At 54.8% G+C, this 15,715-nt stretch carries 19 protein-coding genes; 6 read left to right on the top strand and 13 right to left on the bottom strand.

Annotated features, from left to right (window positions below):
* Entirely contained in the window at window positions 1-699 is a 699-nt protein-coding gene (locus tag ROA7450_RS04340; protein WP_085804433.1) for a fumarylacetoacetate hydrolase family protein, read from the bottom strand.
* Window positions 700-841: 142 nt separating this feature from the next.
* Between ROA7450_RS04340 and ROA7450_RS04335 the strand changes: the two genes are divergently transcribed.
* Window positions 842-1,531 carry a DUF1045 domain-containing protein gene (locus ROA7450_RS04335; RefSeq protein ID WP_085804652.1) on the top strand — a complete coding sequence of 230 codons (690 nt, stop codon included), beginning with the start codon at window positions 842-844 and terminating at the stop codon, window positions 1,529-1,531.
* Here the strand turns inward: ROA7450_RS04335 and fosX are convergent.
* Entirely contained in the window at window positions 1,507-1,920 is a 414-nt protein-coding gene (fosX, locus tag ROA7450_RS04330) for a FosX/FosE/FosI family fosfomycin resistance hydrolase (protein WP_085804432.1), read from the bottom strand. The two genes, ROA7450_RS04335 and fosX, sit on opposite strands and share 25 nt — an antisense overlap.
* Before the next feature lie 98 nt (window positions 1,921-2,018).
* Here fosX and ROA7450_RS04325 point away from each other — a divergent pair, with 98 nt between their 5' ends.
* Genes ROA7450_RS04325 through ROA7450_RS04320 form a run of 3 tightly spaced genes read left to right on the top strand, consistent with a single transcriptional unit; the run spans window position 2,019 to window position 2,943 of the window.
* Window positions 2,019-2,408 carry a TetR/AcrR family transcriptional regulator gene (locus ROA7450_RS04325; RefSeq protein ID WP_085804431.1) on the top strand — a complete coding sequence of 130 codons (390 nt, stop codon included), beginning with the start codon at window positions 2,019-2,021 and terminating at the stop codon, window positions 2,406-2,408.
* Window positions 2,405-2,551 carry a hypothetical protein gene (locus tag ROA7450_RS20940; protein ID WP_159453996.1) on the top strand — a complete coding sequence of 49 codons (147 nt, stop codon included), beginning with the start codon at window positions 2,405-2,407 and terminating at the stop codon, window positions 2,549-2,551. Before ROA7450_RS04325 ends, ROA7450_RS20940 begins: the two co-directional genes overlap by 4 nt.
* The gene (locus ROA7450_RS04320; RefSeq protein WP_085804430.1) at window positions 2,548-2,943 is read left to right on the top strand and encodes an META domain-containing protein; all 396 of its coding nucleotides are present in this window, start codon (window positions 2,548-2,550) and stop codon (window positions 2,941-2,943) included. The genes ROA7450_RS20940 and ROA7450_RS04320 overlap by 4 nt, the downstream gene beginning before the upstream one ends.
* On the opposite strand, the gene recO is transcribed toward ROA7450_RS04320, so the two are convergent.
* Window positions 2,931-3,665 (bottom strand): DNA repair protein RecO, encoded by a 735-nt coding sequence (recO, locus tag ROA7450_RS04315; RefSeq protein WP_085804429.1) that lies wholly within the window; start codon window positions 3,663-3,665, stop codon window positions 2,931-2,933. The genes ROA7450_RS04320 and recO overlap by 13 nt on opposite strands.
* Before the next feature lie 159 nt (window positions 3,666-3,824).
* Between recO and ROA7450_RS04310 the strand changes: the two genes are divergently transcribed.
* On the top strand, window positions 3,825-6,380 hold the full coding sequence (locus tag ROA7450_RS04310) for a VWA domain-containing protein (protein ID WP_159453995.1): 2,556 nt from the start codon (window positions 3,825-3,827) through the stop codon (window positions 6,378-6,380).
* Between the two features lie 3 nt (window positions 6,381-6,383).
* Here ROA7450_RS04310 and ROA7450_RS04305 read toward each other — a convergent pair whose 3' ends face one another.
* Window positions 6,384-6,716 carry a DUF1491 family protein gene (locus tag ROA7450_RS04305; RefSeq protein ID WP_085804427.1) on the bottom strand — a complete coding sequence of 111 codons (333 nt, stop codon included), beginning with the start codon at window positions 6,714-6,716 and terminating at the stop codon, window positions 6,384-6,386.
* Entirely contained in the window at window positions 6,713-7,621 is a 909-nt protein-coding gene (gene era / locus ROA7450_RS04300; protein ID WP_085804426.1) for a GTPase Era, read from the bottom strand. The genes ROA7450_RS04305 and era overlap by 4 nt, the downstream gene beginning before the upstream one ends.
* A gap of 209 nt (window positions 7,622-7,830) precedes the next feature.
* Between era and ROA7450_RS04295 the strand changes: the two genes are divergently transcribed.
* The gene (locus ROA7450_RS04295) at window positions 7,831-9,216 is read left to right on the top strand and encodes a multicopper oxidase family protein (RefSeq protein ID WP_085804425.1); all 1,386 of its coding nucleotides are present in this window, start codon (window positions 7,831-7,833) and stop codon (window positions 9,214-9,216) included.
* On the opposite strand, the gene rnc is transcribed toward ROA7450_RS04295, so the two are convergent.
* The 8 genes from rnc to rpoZ form a co-directional block, all read right to left on the bottom strand.
* Entirely contained in the window at window positions 9,217-9,894 is a 678-nt protein-coding gene (gene rnc / locus ROA7450_RS04290; protein WP_085804424.1) for a ribonuclease III, read from the bottom strand.
* Window positions 9,891-10,727, bottom strand: a complete 837-nt coding sequence (gene lepB / locus ROA7450_RS04285; protein ID WP_085804423.1) for a signal peptidase I — start codon at window positions 10,725-10,727, stop codon at window positions 9,891-9,893. Before lepB ends, rnc begins: the two co-directional genes overlap by 4 nt.
* 90 nt (window positions 10,728-10,817) lie before the next feature.
* Entirely contained in the window at window positions 10,818-11,222 is a 405-nt protein-coding gene (gene acpS, locus ROA7450_RS04280) for a holo-ACP synthase (protein ID WP_085804422.1), read from the bottom strand.
* A 10-nt stretch (window positions 11,223-11,232) separates the two neighbouring features.
* Window positions 11,233-11,670, bottom strand: coding sequence for an ABZJ_00895 family protein (locus ROA7450_RS04275; protein ID WP_085804421.1), 438 nt, complete (start codon window positions 11,668-11,670; stop codon window positions 11,233-11,235).
* The gene (locus tag ROA7450_RS04270; protein WP_085804420.1) at window positions 11,667-12,437 is read right to left on the bottom strand and encodes a pyridoxine 5'-phosphate synthase; all 771 of its coding nucleotides are present in this window, start codon (window positions 12,435-12,437) and stop codon (window positions 11,667-11,669) included. The genes ROA7450_RS04275 and ROA7450_RS04270 overlap by 4 nt, the downstream gene beginning before the upstream one ends.
* 39 nt (window positions 12,438-12,476) lie before the next feature.
* Entirely contained in the window at window positions 12,477-13,133 is a 657-nt protein-coding gene (locus tag ROA7450_RS04265) for a DUF2062 domain-containing protein (RefSeq protein ID WP_085804419.1), read from the bottom strand.
* Window positions 13,134-13,163: 30 nt separating this feature from the next.
* The gene (locus ROA7450_RS04260) at window positions 13,164-15,290 is read right to left on the bottom strand and encodes a RelA/SpoT family protein (RefSeq protein ID WP_085804418.1); all 2,127 of its coding nucleotides are present in this window, start codon (window positions 15,288-15,290) and stop codon (window positions 13,164-13,166) included.
* Window positions 15,291-15,320: 30 nt separating this feature from the next.
* Window positions 15,321-15,677 carry a DNA-directed RNA polymerase subunit omega gene (gene rpoZ / locus ROA7450_RS04255; protein WP_085804417.1) on the bottom strand — a complete coding sequence of 119 codons (357 nt, stop codon included), beginning with the start codon at window positions 15,675-15,677 and terminating at the stop codon, window positions 15,321-15,323.
* Between the last annotated feature and the right edge of the window lie 38 nt (window positions 15,678-15,715).

Here is a 15,715-nt window from a genome sequence, read left to right as displayed (position 1 = left end):
TCATGCCAGTGCAATCGTCAGATCGACAGGGTCCAGCCCCTCGATGATGCCGCGTAAACGGCTGCCCGGCGTAACCGGCCCTACACCCGCCGGTGTGCCCGTATAAATCAGATCCCCCGGCTCGAGATGATAGAAGCCCGACAAATGCGCGATTACTTCGGGCACAGACCATACCATATCCGAAAGCTGCGCCTGCTGGGCGACCTGCCCGTTGTGTTGCAAGGCGATATTCTGATCAGCGATATCGCCAAAACGCGTGACCGGAGTGATTGGCGCGATCACGGCCGCATTCTCGAAATCTTTGCCAATGTCCCAAGGGCGGCGTTTCTCCTTGGCTGCGGCCTGTAAATCACGCCGAGTCAGATCGATACCACAGGCATAGCCATATACTGCATCTTTCGCCTGCTCGGGGCTTACCTGAAAGGCTGACGCACCTATGGCCACAACAAACTCCATTTCATAGTGGCAATCCTGCGTACCCGGTGGATAGGCGATTTCTGCCCCTGTCAGACAAATGGCTGACGGTGATTTGGTAAAATAAAACGGCGCTTCACGATCCACTTCATTGCCCATCTCCGCCGCATGCGCTGCATAGTTTCGACCAACACAGAAAATACGCCGCACTGGATAACTCAGATCTTCGCCGCTGATCGGCACTTCGGGGGCAGGCGTCAAAGGAAACAGTGGGGCGATGGTCATGATCTGGCCTCAAATTGGGTGGCGCGTGCTCTGGTTATGCGGGGCGCACCGTCACTTGTCAAAACAGATCCGCCCATATCATTGGCCTGCGCACCAAGTTGTGCGAAGAGGTGAACAACCTGATCAATTCAAAAGGCACCAGATGCGGTTCAAACGCTATGCACTTTACTACATTCCACCACCAGGTGACTTCGCGGCTTTCGGCGCGGCTTGGTTGGGTTGGAATATCACGCAAGGGCGTGTGCATCCCCAGCTCAGATGCGAAAACCTGCCAATCACCCTATCTGAATTGACCAATTCACCCCGCAAGTACGGGTTGCACGCAACTCTCAAGCCCCCCTTTCGCCTTGCTGATAGCCGGACGGAATCTCAGCTCTCAGAAGAGTTGGCGCAGTTTTCACAGCAAACTTCTGCACTGCAAATCGAAGGGCTCGCGCTAGTACCACTAGGCCGGTTTCTTGCTCTCACACCAACGGGTGATAGCAGTCCGATCAATCACTTTGCCGCCGATGTAGTGCAGCAGTTCGACGGTTTTCGCGCACCTATGAGCGAGGCTGAATTGGAGCGCCGCCGTTCAGTGAAACTTTCTGCGGAACAAGAAAAGCGCCTGCAACAATGGGGATATCCGCATGTGATGGAAGGTTTCCGCTTTCACATCACCCTGACAGGTAAGATGCCAAAGGCACAGATCCCCACAGTGCAGTCTTGTCTAGAGCCCTTGATAACGCCCTTCACCGGATCTCTGATCCTTGATGCCATCAGTCTCGTAGGCGAGGATGACAATGGGTTTTTCCACCAGATCAAGCGTTACCCCCTTGGCGACTGTGCATAGCGTTGCAGCCTTTGCGCCAGTGTCCCGGTGTGAAGCTCGAACAGGTGATTGTCGGGCCCGTAAAAATAAAGCGAGCGCCCTTCCCCTTCGACACGAGGACGCGGCGGGCGCAGATCAAGACCCAAGCTCTCGATGCGTGCCTGACGGTCTTCGAACTCATCTTCTTCAATATGAAAGGCCACATGGTTATACGTGCGTGAGGGCAGTTGCTCTCCCAACATGGTAGCGACCCACACGTTGCCGATCAGGAAAAACCGCTCCTCGGACAGCGAAAACTGATTTGCGCCACTGTTGTACACGCAGCGCGCATCGAACACCTTCTCCAAGATCAACTGCATCCGATCCAAGTCAGAGACCATGAAGGTAATATGGGACAGACCGCTACTCATGCGGTCATCCTGCCTCAATGTGCAGGTTAGCGATAGTCACATTCAAAGCTTTCATACATTTGGTTGCGAGGCACCATTCGCTCCCGTATTGAGAAGGAATGCAGCAGAACAAACAGCACCGTCTTGGAGTAGAGGACTGGCTAGAGGCCGGGCTTGCAGCTCTCATTTCAGACGGTCCAGACTTATTGAAGGCCGAACCACTGGCGCGAAGGATAGGCACGACCAAGGGCTCATTCTATTTGCATTTCAAAGACGTTCACGCCTTTCACGAGAGGCTTTTGTCTTATTGGACCGAACGAACAATTTGCCCTGTACAGGACATCAGCAAAAACCCGGTCTCGGAACTGCGAGACTACCTGCAGAGTCTTGTCGAAAGAACATCGGACGCAGACGATGCGATTCGGTCTTGGGGTCAGGCAAATCCCTATGCAAAGCTGCGGTTTCGCAAGTGGACACGACCCGCCTCGAACAACAGGAAAGATTGTTGAGCCAAACCGGCATCAGCAATCCTGAAATGGCGCGAATCCTCTATTCGGCGGCCATAGGTATGGCTTCGCTACCAAGCCGGGGCGAAGTATCGGATCAGGACTCTATCGGCTCGCTGGTTGATTTGGTTTTAGCACTGAGATGACCGTGATCCGTGTTCTGGCCACTTTGAGTTTGGTTTTTCTGTCGAAATGTAGCCGCGATGAAACCTTAACTGCTTATGGCGGTGCTGATACAACGTGGGCCTTGTTGGAAATGGACGGACAATCTGTGCCCGCCGGAACAACCCTAACCTTTCCCTCTCACGGCGCGCTCACCGGGCTTGGCCCTTGCAACAGTTACAGCGGTAAGCAAACTGCGCCTTATCCCTGGTTCAAGGCCGAACAGATCAGCAGCACAGAGCGGGCATGTCCGGAACTCACTTTTGAGGGCCAATATCTCACCGCCTTGTCCGAGATGACGCTGTCTGAAATCGCCGCTCCAACGCTTATCCTGAGCAATGATTCAGGGCGCGAATTGGTGTTTCAGGCGCAGTGATTTTGCGTAAAACGATCAACAAAACGCTGCCGCGCATCCGGCAGAGGCTTATTGCCAATCTCAGGTGCCAGATGGTTCTGCAGGAAATGCCCGGTCACCTCGAACCCCTGAACGATCTCGGAATCGGGCGCAGGGCCATGCCCCATCAGGCAAGGTGGTAATGGCAACAAACGATCCGCCCAGTCCCCCGCCCCTTTGCGCGAGACGGCCCGGCCCGTGCGGGGAGAGATATAGCTCAGATCATTGGCCTGCGCCCCTTCAACCGCACAAGTCGAGAGGTCCAGACCGAACCCCATGTCCTCCAGCAACGCCACTTCCCACTGCAAATAGGCCAAGGGCCACACGTCGCGCTGCCCTAAGAGGTCCATCAAAGTTTGCGTACGTTCATACAGTCGTTCATGCGCCTCACGCTCTGGCAGGCAAAACAACAGCAACGCCGTCACCGCATTCAACCCTGCAAGGCTCAAACGGTCGTTCATCGACTGCGAGGCGCGCGATTGCTGCAGCTCGGCGTGAAATGTCCCGATATGATCTTCCAGCCGCGCGCGCCATGTCAGATCAAGCTGAGCCCCGGGCTGCAATACTGGCGCCATCTTGCGTGACGCCCCCCCACGCACCACACCGGCATGGCGGCCACGTGTCGGTGTAAACACTTCGATAATCGCAGCGTTTTCCCCGTGCGTCCGATTGGATAGCAATATGCCTGTATCGCGCCATTCCATGCGCCGGGATCCTCTCGACGACCTGCCGTTTTCCCCATTCGACACCAGCCCAACCGGATTGCCAAGCCCCGACATAAGCCGACCAGACGCAAATGATGGAAAATGCCTCTCAATTGTGGTTCACTGTTCGTAGATATTTTTAGCATTTTCGAGGAATTCATGACGCCATTTAAACGCACCGCTTTCGCCCTTGCCTGCTCCAGTGCTTTGTCATCCTGGGCTGTCGCCAGTTCGGCCGATGAAAATGTCATGGTAGTCTTTGATGGCTCCAACTCCATGTGGGGCCAGATCGATGGCACAGCAAAAATCGAAATCGCCCGCAGCGTCATGGACAAACTGCTCGGCGAATGGGCCAATGACCGACAGGTCGGTTTGATGGCCTATGGCCACCGCCGCCGTGGGGATTGCACGGATATTGAAACGCTTGTTGAGCCTGGCGCTGGGGCTCGGGGGAATATACTGGACCGGATCAATAACATCACACCCACCGGCAAAACCCCACTGACCGAGGCGGTTGAACAGGCCGCCGTCGCCCTGTCTTACACCGATGAGCCCGCGACGGTCGTGCTGATCTCAGACGGTTTGGAAAGCTGCGAACGCGATCCCTGCGCCCTGGCAGAAGCACTTGAAAAGCGTGGCGTGGATTTCACCGCACATGTTGTCGGATTTGGCCTTGGTGGCGATGAAGATACCGCATCTCTGTCGTGCATCGCGGAAAAGACCGGCGGTGAGTTTCTGTCAGCACGCAATGCCAGCGAGCTGGAAACAGCGCTCAGTACCGTCAGCACAGCCGTGGCTGCCGCCGCCCCTGAGCCAGAACCCGAGCCCGTACCAGAACCGGAACTGGCGAAGGTCACGATCAGCGGGCCGGATTCTGCGATCATCGGATCAGAGTTCAAGGTTTCATGGGCCCCTCTCCTAAATGATGGCGACTATATCACCATTGTCCCTGTCGGCACCGATGAAGGCGTTTACGGGAATTATCTGCGGGTTGCTAAGAAGAGCGAGGGAAACCTGCGTGCCCCGGCAGACTTTGGCCTTTATGAGCTGCGCTATGTCGATGGCAAATCCAAGACCACCCTTGGTTCTGCACCGATCGAAGTGGTTGATGCCAATGTCACCGTTTCTGCCCCTGAAACCGTTGTGCGTGGCGCTACGTTTGAAGCGAGCTGGACCGGCGCAGTGGACAAAGGTGACTACATCACCATCGTTCCCGTGGGGGCCGATGAAGGCACCTATGGCAACTACATCACTGTGCGCGACAAATCCAAGAACACGCTGAAAGCCGCCGCAGATCCTGGCCTTTACGAGGTCCGCTATGTACTGCGCGAAGGGGCTAAAACCCTCGCCAGCACGCCAGTTGAGGTGACCGAAGCGCAGGTTACCGTTGCCGCGCCAGAAACCGTGTTGACCGGCCAGTCTTTTGAGGTCAGCTGGACCAATGCGGTGGATAAGGGCGACTATGTGACCATCGTACCGGTGGGCGCGGATGAGGGCACATACGGCAACTACCAGACCGTCAATGATAAAGACAAAAAGAACCTCAAGGCTCCTGCAGATCCCGGCATGTACGAAGTGCGATATGTTCTGCGTGAAGGCGCTAAAACTATGGCCAGCACCCCGGTAGAGGTGGCCTTGGCCGAGGTCACGGTCAGCGCCCCTGCATCCGTGGTCACTGGCGCGCCGTTCGAGGTGAGTTACACCGGCACCGTTGATAAGGGCGATTATGTCACCATCGTTCCCATGGGCGCCGAGGAAGGCACCTACGGCAATTATCAAACCGTTTCCAACGCCGCCAAACGCGAACTCAAAGCCCCGGCCGATCCGGGCATGTACGAAATCCGCTATGTGCTGCGTGAAGGGGCAAAGACCATGGCCAGCCAAGCCATCGAGGTGACGGAGCCTGAAATCACCATCTCGGGTCCGGCAACCGCCCTTGCAGGGGCCGACACCCGCTTTTCATGGACAGGTGCCGTTGCCAACAACGATTACATCAACATCGTCCCAATGGGCGCAGATGACGGGCAATTTGGCACGTACGTCACTGTGAACAAAAGATCGGAGCATGATATCATGGTGCCGGGTGATCCCGGCATGTACGAGGTCCGCTATGTTCTACGCGAAGGCGCGAAAACAATGGCGAGCCATGCATTCGAAGTCACCCTGCCCGAGGTTACGATAGACGCTCCTGATCAGATTCGGCTTGGCGATACATTGCGGGTGAAATGGTCCGGCGCGGTGAACAAACGCGACTATATCAATCTTGTGCCAATCGGAACCGACGACAGCACTTATGTCGATTACTTCTCGGTTCGATCTCAGTCCGAGCACGATATGTCAGTGCCATCCGCCACGGGGCTATATGAGCTAAGGTATATGCTGAATGCCAACAATCGGGTCATCACGCGTCACACGGTTGAGGTTTTGCCTGCCGAAGCCGCGCTTGAAACAGGCGCAAGCCTGACTGCACCCGAAAATGCCGCTGCGGGTTCAACAATAGATGTGTCGTGGACGGTAGAAAGTGACAGCGCGGATCAGCGGATCACTCTGGCTAAGGCGGAACAAGCGATCTTCACTTGGATTTCTGCCATAAAGATCGCAGATGGCACGTCCGTTCAAATTCAGATGCCTGATGCATCCGGAGTTTATGAGTTGCGCTTTTTGGATGTCAGCAATCAGGACATTCTGGCACGGCAAGTCATCAAGGTGGAATAACCGCTAGTCCGCCAACCCGGGTTGATCCAGAAAGTGACGGCCATCGCGATCTTCGACCTCGATCACCCACAGATCAGGGTCGAAGCCCCGTTGGCGTTTTATCGCCTCATCCACCTCGGATTCGATACCTTCTGACAGCACGATCCACTGACGCTCGCCGCTCATCAGGTCAAAACTGCGCTGATACGCCTGCGCCTGCCCGTCCAGCGTATTCAATTTAACCAGCACAGCCCCCGCCGTGTCGTCCCCATGCGAGACCACAAAGGCCGGGATTTCATGTAAGCGCAACCGTGTCATATAGGCTTGCACCCAAATTTCCGCCGTCAAACGGCTCATGCATTGCCATCCTTGAAATTTAGTCCCATCTCGGAATAACGCTCGGCCTCGTTGAGCCAATTGGGGCGAACTTTGACTTGGCAAAACAGATGGATACGACGGCCAAGAAACTCCTGTAGCTCTTCACGCGCGGCTTTACTGACGGCTTTCATCGTCTCGCCCTTATGGCCCAAGATGATACCCTTATGGCCATCTCGTGCGACATATATCACCTGATCAATCCGAGCGGATCCATCTTTGCGTTCTTCCCAGCTCTCGGTTTCAACCGTCAACTGATACGGCAATTCCTGATGCAAACGCAGGGTCAGCTTTTCGCGAGTCATTTCGGCCGCGATCATCCGCAATGGCAGGTCGGCAATCTGATCTTCAGGGTAGAGCCACGGCCCCTCAGGCAATTGCTCCGCCAACCACTTGCGCAAGTCGTCAACCCCGTGGCCTTTCTCGGCCGAAATCATGAATGTTTCGGCAAAGTCAAATTGCTCATTCAGCTTGCCCGTCAAGGCCAGTAAGTCTTCGGCTTTCACACGGTCGATCTTGTTGATCGCCAACGCAACTTTGCGACCCTTGGTGACATCGCCCAGACCTTCAATGATGCTTTGCACGCCTTCGGTGATCCCGCGATGCGCCTCAACCAACAGCACAACTACATCAGCATCCGCCGCGCCCCCCCAAGCAGCAGCAACCATCGCACGGTCCAACCGGCGGCGTGGGCGAAACAGGCCTGGCGTGTCAACAAATACCAGTTGGCTATCGCCCTCCAATGCCACACCGCGAATGCGCGCACGCGTAGTTTGCACCTTGTGCGTCACAATGCTGACCTTCGCCCCCACCATCCGGTTAAGAAGCGTGGATTTACCTGCGTTCGGCTCTCCGATCAGGGCAATAAATCCGGCGCGTGTGCTCATCTTTTCGGCTCCTGTGTTAAGCGCTATGCCCTACATCAGTTTGCTTACGCCTGCCAGAGGGCAATTTTTGGCAATGCGGCACGAACACACATTGCACCCTTTTGGATTTTCATGCCACAATATGCGGGTACGTTGGGCACCGTACCCCTCTTAAATCCCTGCCAGCCAGACGCCAGCAGCCTACCCACATCATCAACGAGGATACGGCCATGAAACGCCGCTCTTTCCTGCTGGGATCCGCCGCAATCGCAGGCACAGCTTGCCTGGCACGCGCATCGCAGGGGGCCGCAACCTCAATCGCACACGATTTAACGATTCAACCGGCAAGCTATCAGTTTGGCGCAGAACCCACCCAAGATCTGGTCAGCCTATCGCCAGATGCACCACCGCCCGTCATATACGGCAGACAAGGCGTGCCATTGCGTCTGGCGGTCAAGAATACACTCCACGATTATACCGCCATGCACTGGCACGGCATGCGCATCGAAAATCAGATGGACGGTGTTCCCTACCTCACGCAGTTGCCCATCGGGCAGGATGAGACCTTCGTCTACGAATTCACTCCGCCAGATGCTGGTACATATTGGTATCACCCGCATTGCATGACCATGTCACAAATGGCGCATGGCCTGACCGGAGCCTTAATCATTGAAGAGGCGAACGACCCTGAATTCGATGCAGATCAGGTGGTAAACTTGCGCGACTTCCGAATTAATGATGATGGCAGCCTTTTGCCATCCTACACCGCACGTGGCGCAGCGCGGGCTGGGACATTTGGCAACGTTCAAACCGCGAACTGGCAGCACTCGCCCAGTTACGACCACCCCTGTGGCGGGTTGATCAGGTTGCGTGTGCTCAACACCGATACCACCCGTATTTACAAGCTGCATCTGGATACGACAGATGCCCGGATCGTTGCGTGGGACGGGCATCCGGTAAACATCGATCTAAAGCTCCCATCCCCCGACGACCCAATGTTACTCGGTCCTGGACAGCGGGTCGATTTTGCCATCAAGATGCCCACAAGAGAGGGGCAATTCGTATCGCTGTTGGCAAAGTTCCCCGGAGCGCCCGCGCGCGCAATGACGCAACTTCGATCTGTTGGTGTCGATCTTAAACGAGATCTGCACGATCTGCCCGCCTTACCCCAAAACCCATTGGCAATTCCCGACTTGGGTGCCGCCCAAATCCATGAATTTATCTTTGGCTGGAGCCCGGAGGGCACAGCTCCAAACGATGGATATTGCGGATCGCTCGGCTACACGTTCTGGTCCATTAATCGCACCCCGTGGCTGGGGGATGCAGTCGAAGGTACTGGCCCTCTGGCAACGTTGGACTATGGCCGCAGCTATATCCTGCGCCTGCGCAACGAATCCCCCAACCTGCACCCGATCCATTTACATGGCTTGGCCTTTGTTCCTTTGCGATCAAACCTGCGGAACCTTCCACCGCTTTTCACCGACACGTTGTTGCTGCTAAAGGATGAGGTGGTGGACATCGCACTGGTTGCTGACAACCCCGGTGACTGGGCCTTTCATTGCCATGTGATTGAACACCAGAAAACCGGGTTGGCCGGTTACATTCGCGTCGCCTGATCAGTTTAAGCTTGATAAAAGTGCCTGCGCTGCAGCCTGCTCAGCTTGCCGTTTAGATCCGGCTGAGGCGCTTTGGTGTTCCCCTGACTTCAGACGCGCCTCAATAGTGAACTGGGGCGCATGATCGGGGCCAGATCGGGCAATCTGAATATATTCTGGTGGTGGTAATGCACGCGCTTGCGCCCATTCTTGCAGGGCGGTTTTCGCGTCACGCGCATCCGCCTTGACGGTTTTCACCCGATCCCCCCAAAGGCGCAAAACGGTATTCTTCGCGATCTCGAATCCAGCGTCACGATAAACAGCAGCGATCACCGCTTCCATCGCATCGCCCAAAAGCGCCTGTTTCCGACGTCCCCCTGAGAGCATTTCGGAACGACCCAACTTTAGAACGCGCCCCAAATCGATTTCGGCAGCCACTTCAGCGCAGGTTTCCTTGCGCACCAGTGCATTAAACCGTGGAGCCAATTGTCCTTCGCTGGCGGCTTGATCATGCTCAAGAACGGCCTCGGCCATCACCAAACCAAGCACCCGGTCCCCCAGAAATTCCAACCGCTGATTATCATCGCGTGTTGGCGACGACATCGACGAATGCGTCACCGCGCGCACCAACAACTCGGGCTGGAAAAATTCATGCCCTAACCGGACCTCAAAGGCCTTGAGTTCTGCGGATAGTTTCAATCCAACCTCTTGAAGAAGCGATCACTGCGCCAGGTCCAGAAATACAGCATCGATCGTCCAGCCGAGGAAAAGACCACGCGATCAGCACGGCCGACCAGATTTTCAAAGGGCACGAACCCAACTCCGCCAACCGTCTGCGGAAAACGAGAATCGGTCGAGTTGTCGCGGTTATCCCCCATGAAGAAATAATGCCCCTCTGGAACCGTGTATACACCTGTATTATCTGAGCGTTGGTTTCCGATGTTTAGAATGTCGTAAGAGACGCCATTTGGCAATGTTTCCCGCTCGCGACTTTTGCGGCAAATCGCACCTTGGCCGATCACACCGTTTTCGCAGCGCGGTCGCGCACCAATAGGACCCTGCGCCTCGTACACCTCTTCGAACACTCCGGCCTCTTCGCGATCCACCGGTTCGTCGTTGAGAAACAGAACACCGTCGACCATTTGCACACGGTCTCCGGGCATGCCGATCAGACGCTTGATAAAATCAGCGCCGGTGACCGGATGGCGAAAGACGATGATATCACCCTGTGTGGGCTCTCTCCCCAAGATGCGGGTATTTTCGCTGTCCAGAAAACCACAGATATCCTCAGCGTCAATATTTATGCCTAGGCGCTGAATACGAATGGACGGGCAAGAGGCATAAGAATAGCCATAGGCCATCTTATTGACGAACAGAAAATCCCCCACCAGCAGCGTGTCTTTCATCGACCCGGAAGGGATCCAAAAAGGCTGAAAAAAGACTGTGCGGAAGATACCGGCAATGATCAATGCCCAGAACACCGTCTTGATCGTTTCAAGTACAGCGCCACCCTTTTTTTCTTTACTCGCCATCGAAAATCTCCGTCCCCAATACAGGTGCTACATGCGGTGTGGGGCAGCGGGTGTCAAGCAGACAGGCTTGCACTGATTTGTGACTGAAGGTCACGGTAATTTTGACCGCGCTTCAATGACAACAAAAGCCTGGGCCCAAGGATGATCATCCGTCAGCGTCACATGGATGATCGCCTCATATCCATCCGGTGTCATTTCAGCTAAGCGATCCGCAGCCCAGCCGGTCACCTGCATAACCGGTTGGCCTGTTTTCAGATTGCTAACAGCCATGTCTTTCCACGAGATCCCCATGGCCAAACCCGTGCCCAGCGCCTTGGAGCAGGCCTCTTTTGCGGCCCAACGCTTAGCATAGGTGCCGGCCACATCACGCCGGCGTTCGGCCTTGGCGCGTTCAGTTTCAGTAAAGACACGGTTCTTGAACCGGTCGCCAAAGCGTTCAATTGTCTTTGCGATCCGCTCGATATTCGCCAGATCAGACCCGATTCCCAAAATCATCTGTGCCTCATCACTTCGACTTGTCGCGATCTTGCATCAGAGTTAATTGGTTGCCAGCGCCCAACCTGTAGAAGAACCAGTTGCAGATCAGATAACCACCCGCGTAGATGCCAAGCAAAATGATAAATTGCTGTGACAAGGCGGGTGCGATCGCCAGTTTGGCAAATTCCGGCAACAGCGCCCCAGCCCCGTAGGCCAAAACAACGTTCAAGCCTGTCGCAATTGCGGCCCCTATCCAGGCAAACCCCCAAACCTGCGACGAATTCGGCTTGGCTTTTCGCTTTTTCGCCCAATTTTGCCCCTCAACCAGAGCGGCGATCATCGCAGGCACCATCAATTGTGCCGCCGACCCCAATTGACCAGACATGTTTTGATTGAGCATAGAGACAATCAGCCCAGTGCCTAAGGCCGCAGCTAAAAACACGCCTGCATAACGAAGCCAGATCATACGGCAGACCGATATTCGCCGCTGCGCGCGTCGTCCATGAGACGGCGCATCTCCTGCACGGCAGGCGTCAAGCCACGGAAGACGGCTTCACCGATCAGGAAGTGGCCGATATTCAGCTCCATGACCTCTGGGAAAGTCGCAATCGGTTGTACACAATCATACGTCAGCCCATGCCCGGCATGCACTTCTAGCCCCAAGGAATGGGCATATGCAGACATCTCGCGCAGCATTTTCAACTCTTGATCACGCTCTTCAAACCGACCTTCGGCGTGAGCATCGCAATAAGCCCCAGTGTGGAGTTCAATGACTTCCGCACCGATCCGATGCGCGGCTTCAATCTGTTTGCTGTCTGCGGCAATGAAAATGGAAACCCGGCTGCCAGCTTCACGCAAAGGCGCGATGAAATGCGCTAATCTATTTTCTTCGCGCGCGACTTCCAATCCGCCCTCTGTGGTGCGTTCTTCGCGCTTTTCGGGCACGATACAAACAGCATGGGGTTTGTGGCGCAGGGCAATCGCCTGCATCTCATCTGTGGCGGCCATCTCAAAGTTCAAAGGTACGTCCAGCGCTTCCATCAACCCATCAATATCAGTGTCGGAGATATGGCGACGATCTTCACGCAGGTGGGCGGTGATCCCATCTGCACCAGCTTGTTCTGCCAGTTTCGCCGCACGAACGGGATCGGGGTACTCTCCCCCACGTGCATTTCGTACCGTCGCCACATGGTCAATATTTATACCCAGGCGCAGCTTGCCTAAACCTTGCATGTTCTATCCTTCCCAGCCGAAGTCCGATTCTCGTGCAGCCTAGTCGTGTTTGTTCCGCCCGTCAGCCTTGGAGGAGGCTTTTTCCTTCAAGGCCGCCAATTTAGCTTTCAACGCGCCTTTGCGACGCTTCTGATAGGCTTGGATCAATGGCAGGCTGACATGATACCCGATAAAGGCCGCGATCAATCCCGGGATGATCCCACCGACGAGATAAGGCAAGAATATCTCGTGATAAAAATCTGCCAAACGTGTCCAATCGGCATACGCATCAGTCAGCCCAGCCCAGATATTCCAAAACAATTCCTTGATGGCTTCCCAAAAAATCCGTGCCAGCCCTTCATCAACTTCCGTCGGCATTGGTTGTCCAAGAAGAAAATGACCAAAGCGCAAGCTGACCGTAACGATAATTGGAAAAGTCAGCGGATTTCCGACAAACGTCGATAACAGCGAGGCAACGATATTTCCCCGAATAAGCCATGCGAGCCCCGCCGCGAGGAAGAAATGCAGTCCAAAAAATGGTGTGAATGTCACAAGGATGCCAGAGAAAATCCCACGCGCAATACGATGCGGTGGATCAGGCAAACGCCGCAATCGGTGCTTTACATAGTGAAAACCACGCGTCCAGCCGCCCTTTGGCCACACAAAATCTGTAACCACTTTCCACAGGGGACGTTTGTCGCGTCTTTTGAAGACCACTTATTTAGGACTCCTGACTAATTACGTGGTTCACTCATCCCCGAGCCGATTCGGATCTCGATGGCGCTCTACGGCTGCTACATCGCTTTCTGCATCAAGTGTAGACATGACGCCATGCAAATGTTCGGCATCACGCAATTCAACATCGATCAAGACACGGTGAAAGTCTGTCTTGCGATCCAGAAAAGCCAGATTGGCGATATTCGCACCTTGTTCTCCGATTAACGTGCATACACGCCCCAACACGCCCGCATCATTCCCGATAGTGACATCAATCGACACGTCATAGACAGGAGGGTGTGTACCGGTGTGCCAATGCAAGTCGAGCCATCGCTCGGGCTGATTTTCGTACTTTGACAGCACTTCACAATCAATCGCGTGCACCCATACTCCGCTACCACGGTAAGTGATGCCGACAATACGCTCACCCGGTAATGGCTGGCAACAATGCGACCTTTTGAAACTCTGATCTGCAGCTAACCCAATTACAGCACGGTCAAGCCGAACTTCGGCCCCTTCGATAGGCGCGAAATCCGGATAGACTGAGCTCAACACTTGGTGTGCCGTAAGTTCCGCACTGCCAAGCCGCGCCAACACCTCGTCTCTATCTTTCAAACGTAGTGTCTTGGACGCGGTATCCAACGCCTTGTCTGTCGCCTTTTTACCAATATGTTCAAAGGCAGAACGTGCCAATTCGCGACCAAGCTTTATATAGCGATCCCGGTCTAGTTCCCGCAATGCACGACGTATGGCCGAGCGCGCCTTGCCTGTTGTCGCAATGTCCAGCCATGTCGCCTGCGGTGTTTGACCATCCGCCGTGATCACTTCAACCGATTGACCATTCTTGATTCGTGTCCAAAGTGGTACGCGCATGTGGTCGATCTTGGCGCCAACACAAGCATTTCCGATTCGGGTATGAATCGCATAGGCAAAATCAATCGGAGTCGCCCCACGCGGTAATTTGATTACATCGCCTTTTGGGGAGAAACAGAACACTTTATCTGCATACATCTCGAGCTTGACGGCCTCAAGAAATTCGGCGTGATCATCCTCAGCGTCAAATTGTTCGGTCAGGCTGGCGATCCAATTGGCCGGATCAACGGCAAAAGGGTTCTTGCTGCGCACACCATCTCGGTACGACCAATGCGCGGCGACGCCTGTTTCGGCCACATCGTGCATCTGACGGGTTCGGATCTGCACCTCTACCCGGCGGGCGTTTCGGCCACTGACTGTGGTGTGGATGGAGCGATAACCATTGGACTTGGGCTGGCTGATATAATCCTTGAACCGACCAGGAACGGCACGCCACCGCTGATGGATAACCCCGAGAACGCCGTAGCAATCGCGCTCCCTGCGAGTGATGATCCGGAAGCCATAGATGTCAGAGAGACGGGAAAACCCCATCTCTTTTTCCTCCATCTTGCGCCAAATCGAATAGGGTTTTTTGGCGCGGCCAAACACCTCAGCATCAATCCCCGCTTCATCAAGTTCATGACGCATATCATTAGTAATACGAGCAATCACATCGCCAGTTTCTTTTTGCAGTGTGATAAAGCGGCGAATGATCGAGGCGCGCGCCTCTGGATTGATCACCCGAAATGCCAGATCCTCCAGCTCTTCACGCATCCATTGCATCCCCATGCGCCCAGCCAACGGCGCAAAGATATCCATGGTTTCTCGTGCTTTCTTGAGCTGCTTTTCCGGACGCATAGCCTTGATCGTACGCATATTGTGCAGCCGGTCAGCCAGCTTGACCAAGATCACCCGCATGTCCTTTGACATCGCCATCAATAGTTTGCGGAAATTTTCGGCCTGCTGGGTTTCGGTACTGGACAACTGCAGGTTGGTCAGCTTGGTAACACCGTCAACCAAGTCAGCCACTTCACCTCCAAAAAGCTCGGCGACTGTGTTGTAGGATGCACGTGTATCTTCAATCGTGTCATGCAACAAAGCTGTAATGATGGTCGCATCATCCAACCGCTGTTCTGTCAGAATTGCGGCGACAGCAACGGGGTGACTGAAGTAGGGCTCACCAGAATGGCGAAACTGGCCTTCATGCATGTCGCGGCCATAGTCATAGGCCGCGCGAATGAGCTTTTCGTCTGTTTTTGGGTTATAGGCCCGGACCAGTTCAATCAGGTCTTCTACGGCAATCATTCGGCCTGCACCCCAACCTTTGGGTCAGGTTCAGCCCTGACCTTGAGCTTCCATCAACGCCCGGAGCAATTTTTCTTCGGACATGTCGTCTTCGGCTGGTGCCTCTGGCTCACCGCCACCCATCAACAGAGCCATAGAATCTTCTTCTGGCTCGTCCACTTCGATCTGGGTCTGATTCGATTCGATCAGGCGTTCGCGCAGATCCTCGGCGGACTGGGTTTCTTCTGCGATCTCGCGTAGGGAAACAACCGGGTTTTTATCGTTGTCACGATCCACGGTCAGTGGCGCTCCGGCCGAAATTTCACGTGCGCGATGCGCAGCAAGCATCACAAGGTCAAACCGGTTTGGAACCTTATCAACGCAATCTTCTGTGGTAACGCGGGCCATCAGGACCTCTCCCATAGGGCAGACAATTCTAGAAAGGC

The sequence above is a fragment of the Roseovarius albus genome (assembly GCF_900172335.1).
In the GTDB taxonomy this organism is placed as follows: Bacteria; Pseudomonadota; Alphaproteobacteria; order Rhodobacterales; family Rhodobacteraceae; genus Roseovarius; species Roseovarius albus.
The sequence above is the reverse complement of the archived record's forward strand: the minus strand, read 5'-3'. Positions and strand labels throughout refer to the sequence as shown.

What these genes read in the sequence shown, in the direction of transcription:
- ROA7450_RS04340 (WP_085804433.1), bottom strand. Translation starts at nt 699, where the DNA reads ATGACCATCGCCCCACTGTTTCCTTTGACGCCTGCCCCCGAAGTGCCG.
- ROA7450_RS04335 (WP_085804652.1), top strand. Translation starts at nt 842, where the DNA reads ATGCGGTTCAAACGCTATGCACTTTACTACATTCCACCACCAGGTGAC.
- fosX (WP_085804432.1), bottom strand. Translation starts at nt 1,920, where the DNA reads ATGAGTAGCGGTCTGTCCCATATTACCTTCATGGTCTCTGACTTGGAT.
- ROA7450_RS04325 (WP_085804431.1), top strand. Translation starts at nt 2,019, where the DNA reads ATGCAGCAGAACAAACAGCACCGTCTTGGAGTAGAGGACTGGCTAGAG.
- ROA7450_RS04320 (WP_085804430.1), top strand. Translation starts at nt 2,548, where the DNA reads ATGACCGTGATCCGTGTTCTGGCCACTTTGAGTTTGGTTTTTCTGTCG.
- recO (WP_085804429.1), bottom strand. Translation starts at nt 3,665, where the DNA reads ATGGAATGGCGCGATACAGGCATATTGCTATCCAATCGGACGCACGGG.
- ROA7450_RS04310 (WP_159453995.1), top strand. Translation starts at nt 3,825, where the DNA reads ATGACGCCATTTAAACGCACCGCTTTCGCCCTTGCCTGCTCCAGTGCT.
- ROA7450_RS04305 (WP_085804427.1), bottom strand. Translation starts at nt 6,716, where the DNA reads ATGAGCCGTTTGACGGCGGAAATTTGGGTGCAAGCCTATATGACACGG.
- era (WP_085804426.1), bottom strand. Translation starts at nt 7,621, where the DNA reads ATGAGCACACGCGCCGGATTTATTGCCCTGATCGGAGAGCCGAACGCA.
- ROA7450_RS04295 (WP_085804425.1), top strand. Translation starts at nt 7,831, where the DNA reads ATGAAACGCCGCTCTTTCCTGCTGGGATCCGCCGCAATCGCAGGCACA.
- lepB (WP_085804423.1), bottom strand. Translation starts at nt 10,727, where the DNA reads ATGGCGAGTAAAGAAAAAAAGGGTGGCGCTGTACTTGAAACGATCAAG.
- acpS (WP_085804422.1), bottom strand. Translation starts at nt 11,222, where the DNA reads ATGATTTTGGGAATCGGGTCTGATCTGGCGAATATCGAGCGGATCGCA.
- ROA7450_RS04275 (WP_085804421.1), bottom strand. Translation starts at nt 11,670, where the DNA reads ATGATCTGGCTTCGTTATGCAGGCGTGTTTTTAGCTGCGGCCTTAGGC.
- ROA7450_RS04270 (WP_085804420.1), bottom strand. Translation starts at nt 12,437, where the DNA reads ATGCAAGGTTTAGGCAAGCTGCGCCTGGGTATAAATATTGACCATGTG.
- ROA7450_RS04260 (WP_085804418.1), bottom strand. Translation starts at nt 15,290, where the DNA reads ATGATTGCCGTAGAAGACCTGATTGAACTGGTCCGGGCCTATAACCCA.
- rpoZ (WP_085804417.1), bottom strand. Translation starts at nt 15,677, where the DNA reads ATGGCCCGCGTTACCACAGAAGATTGCGTTGATAAGGTTCCAAACCGG.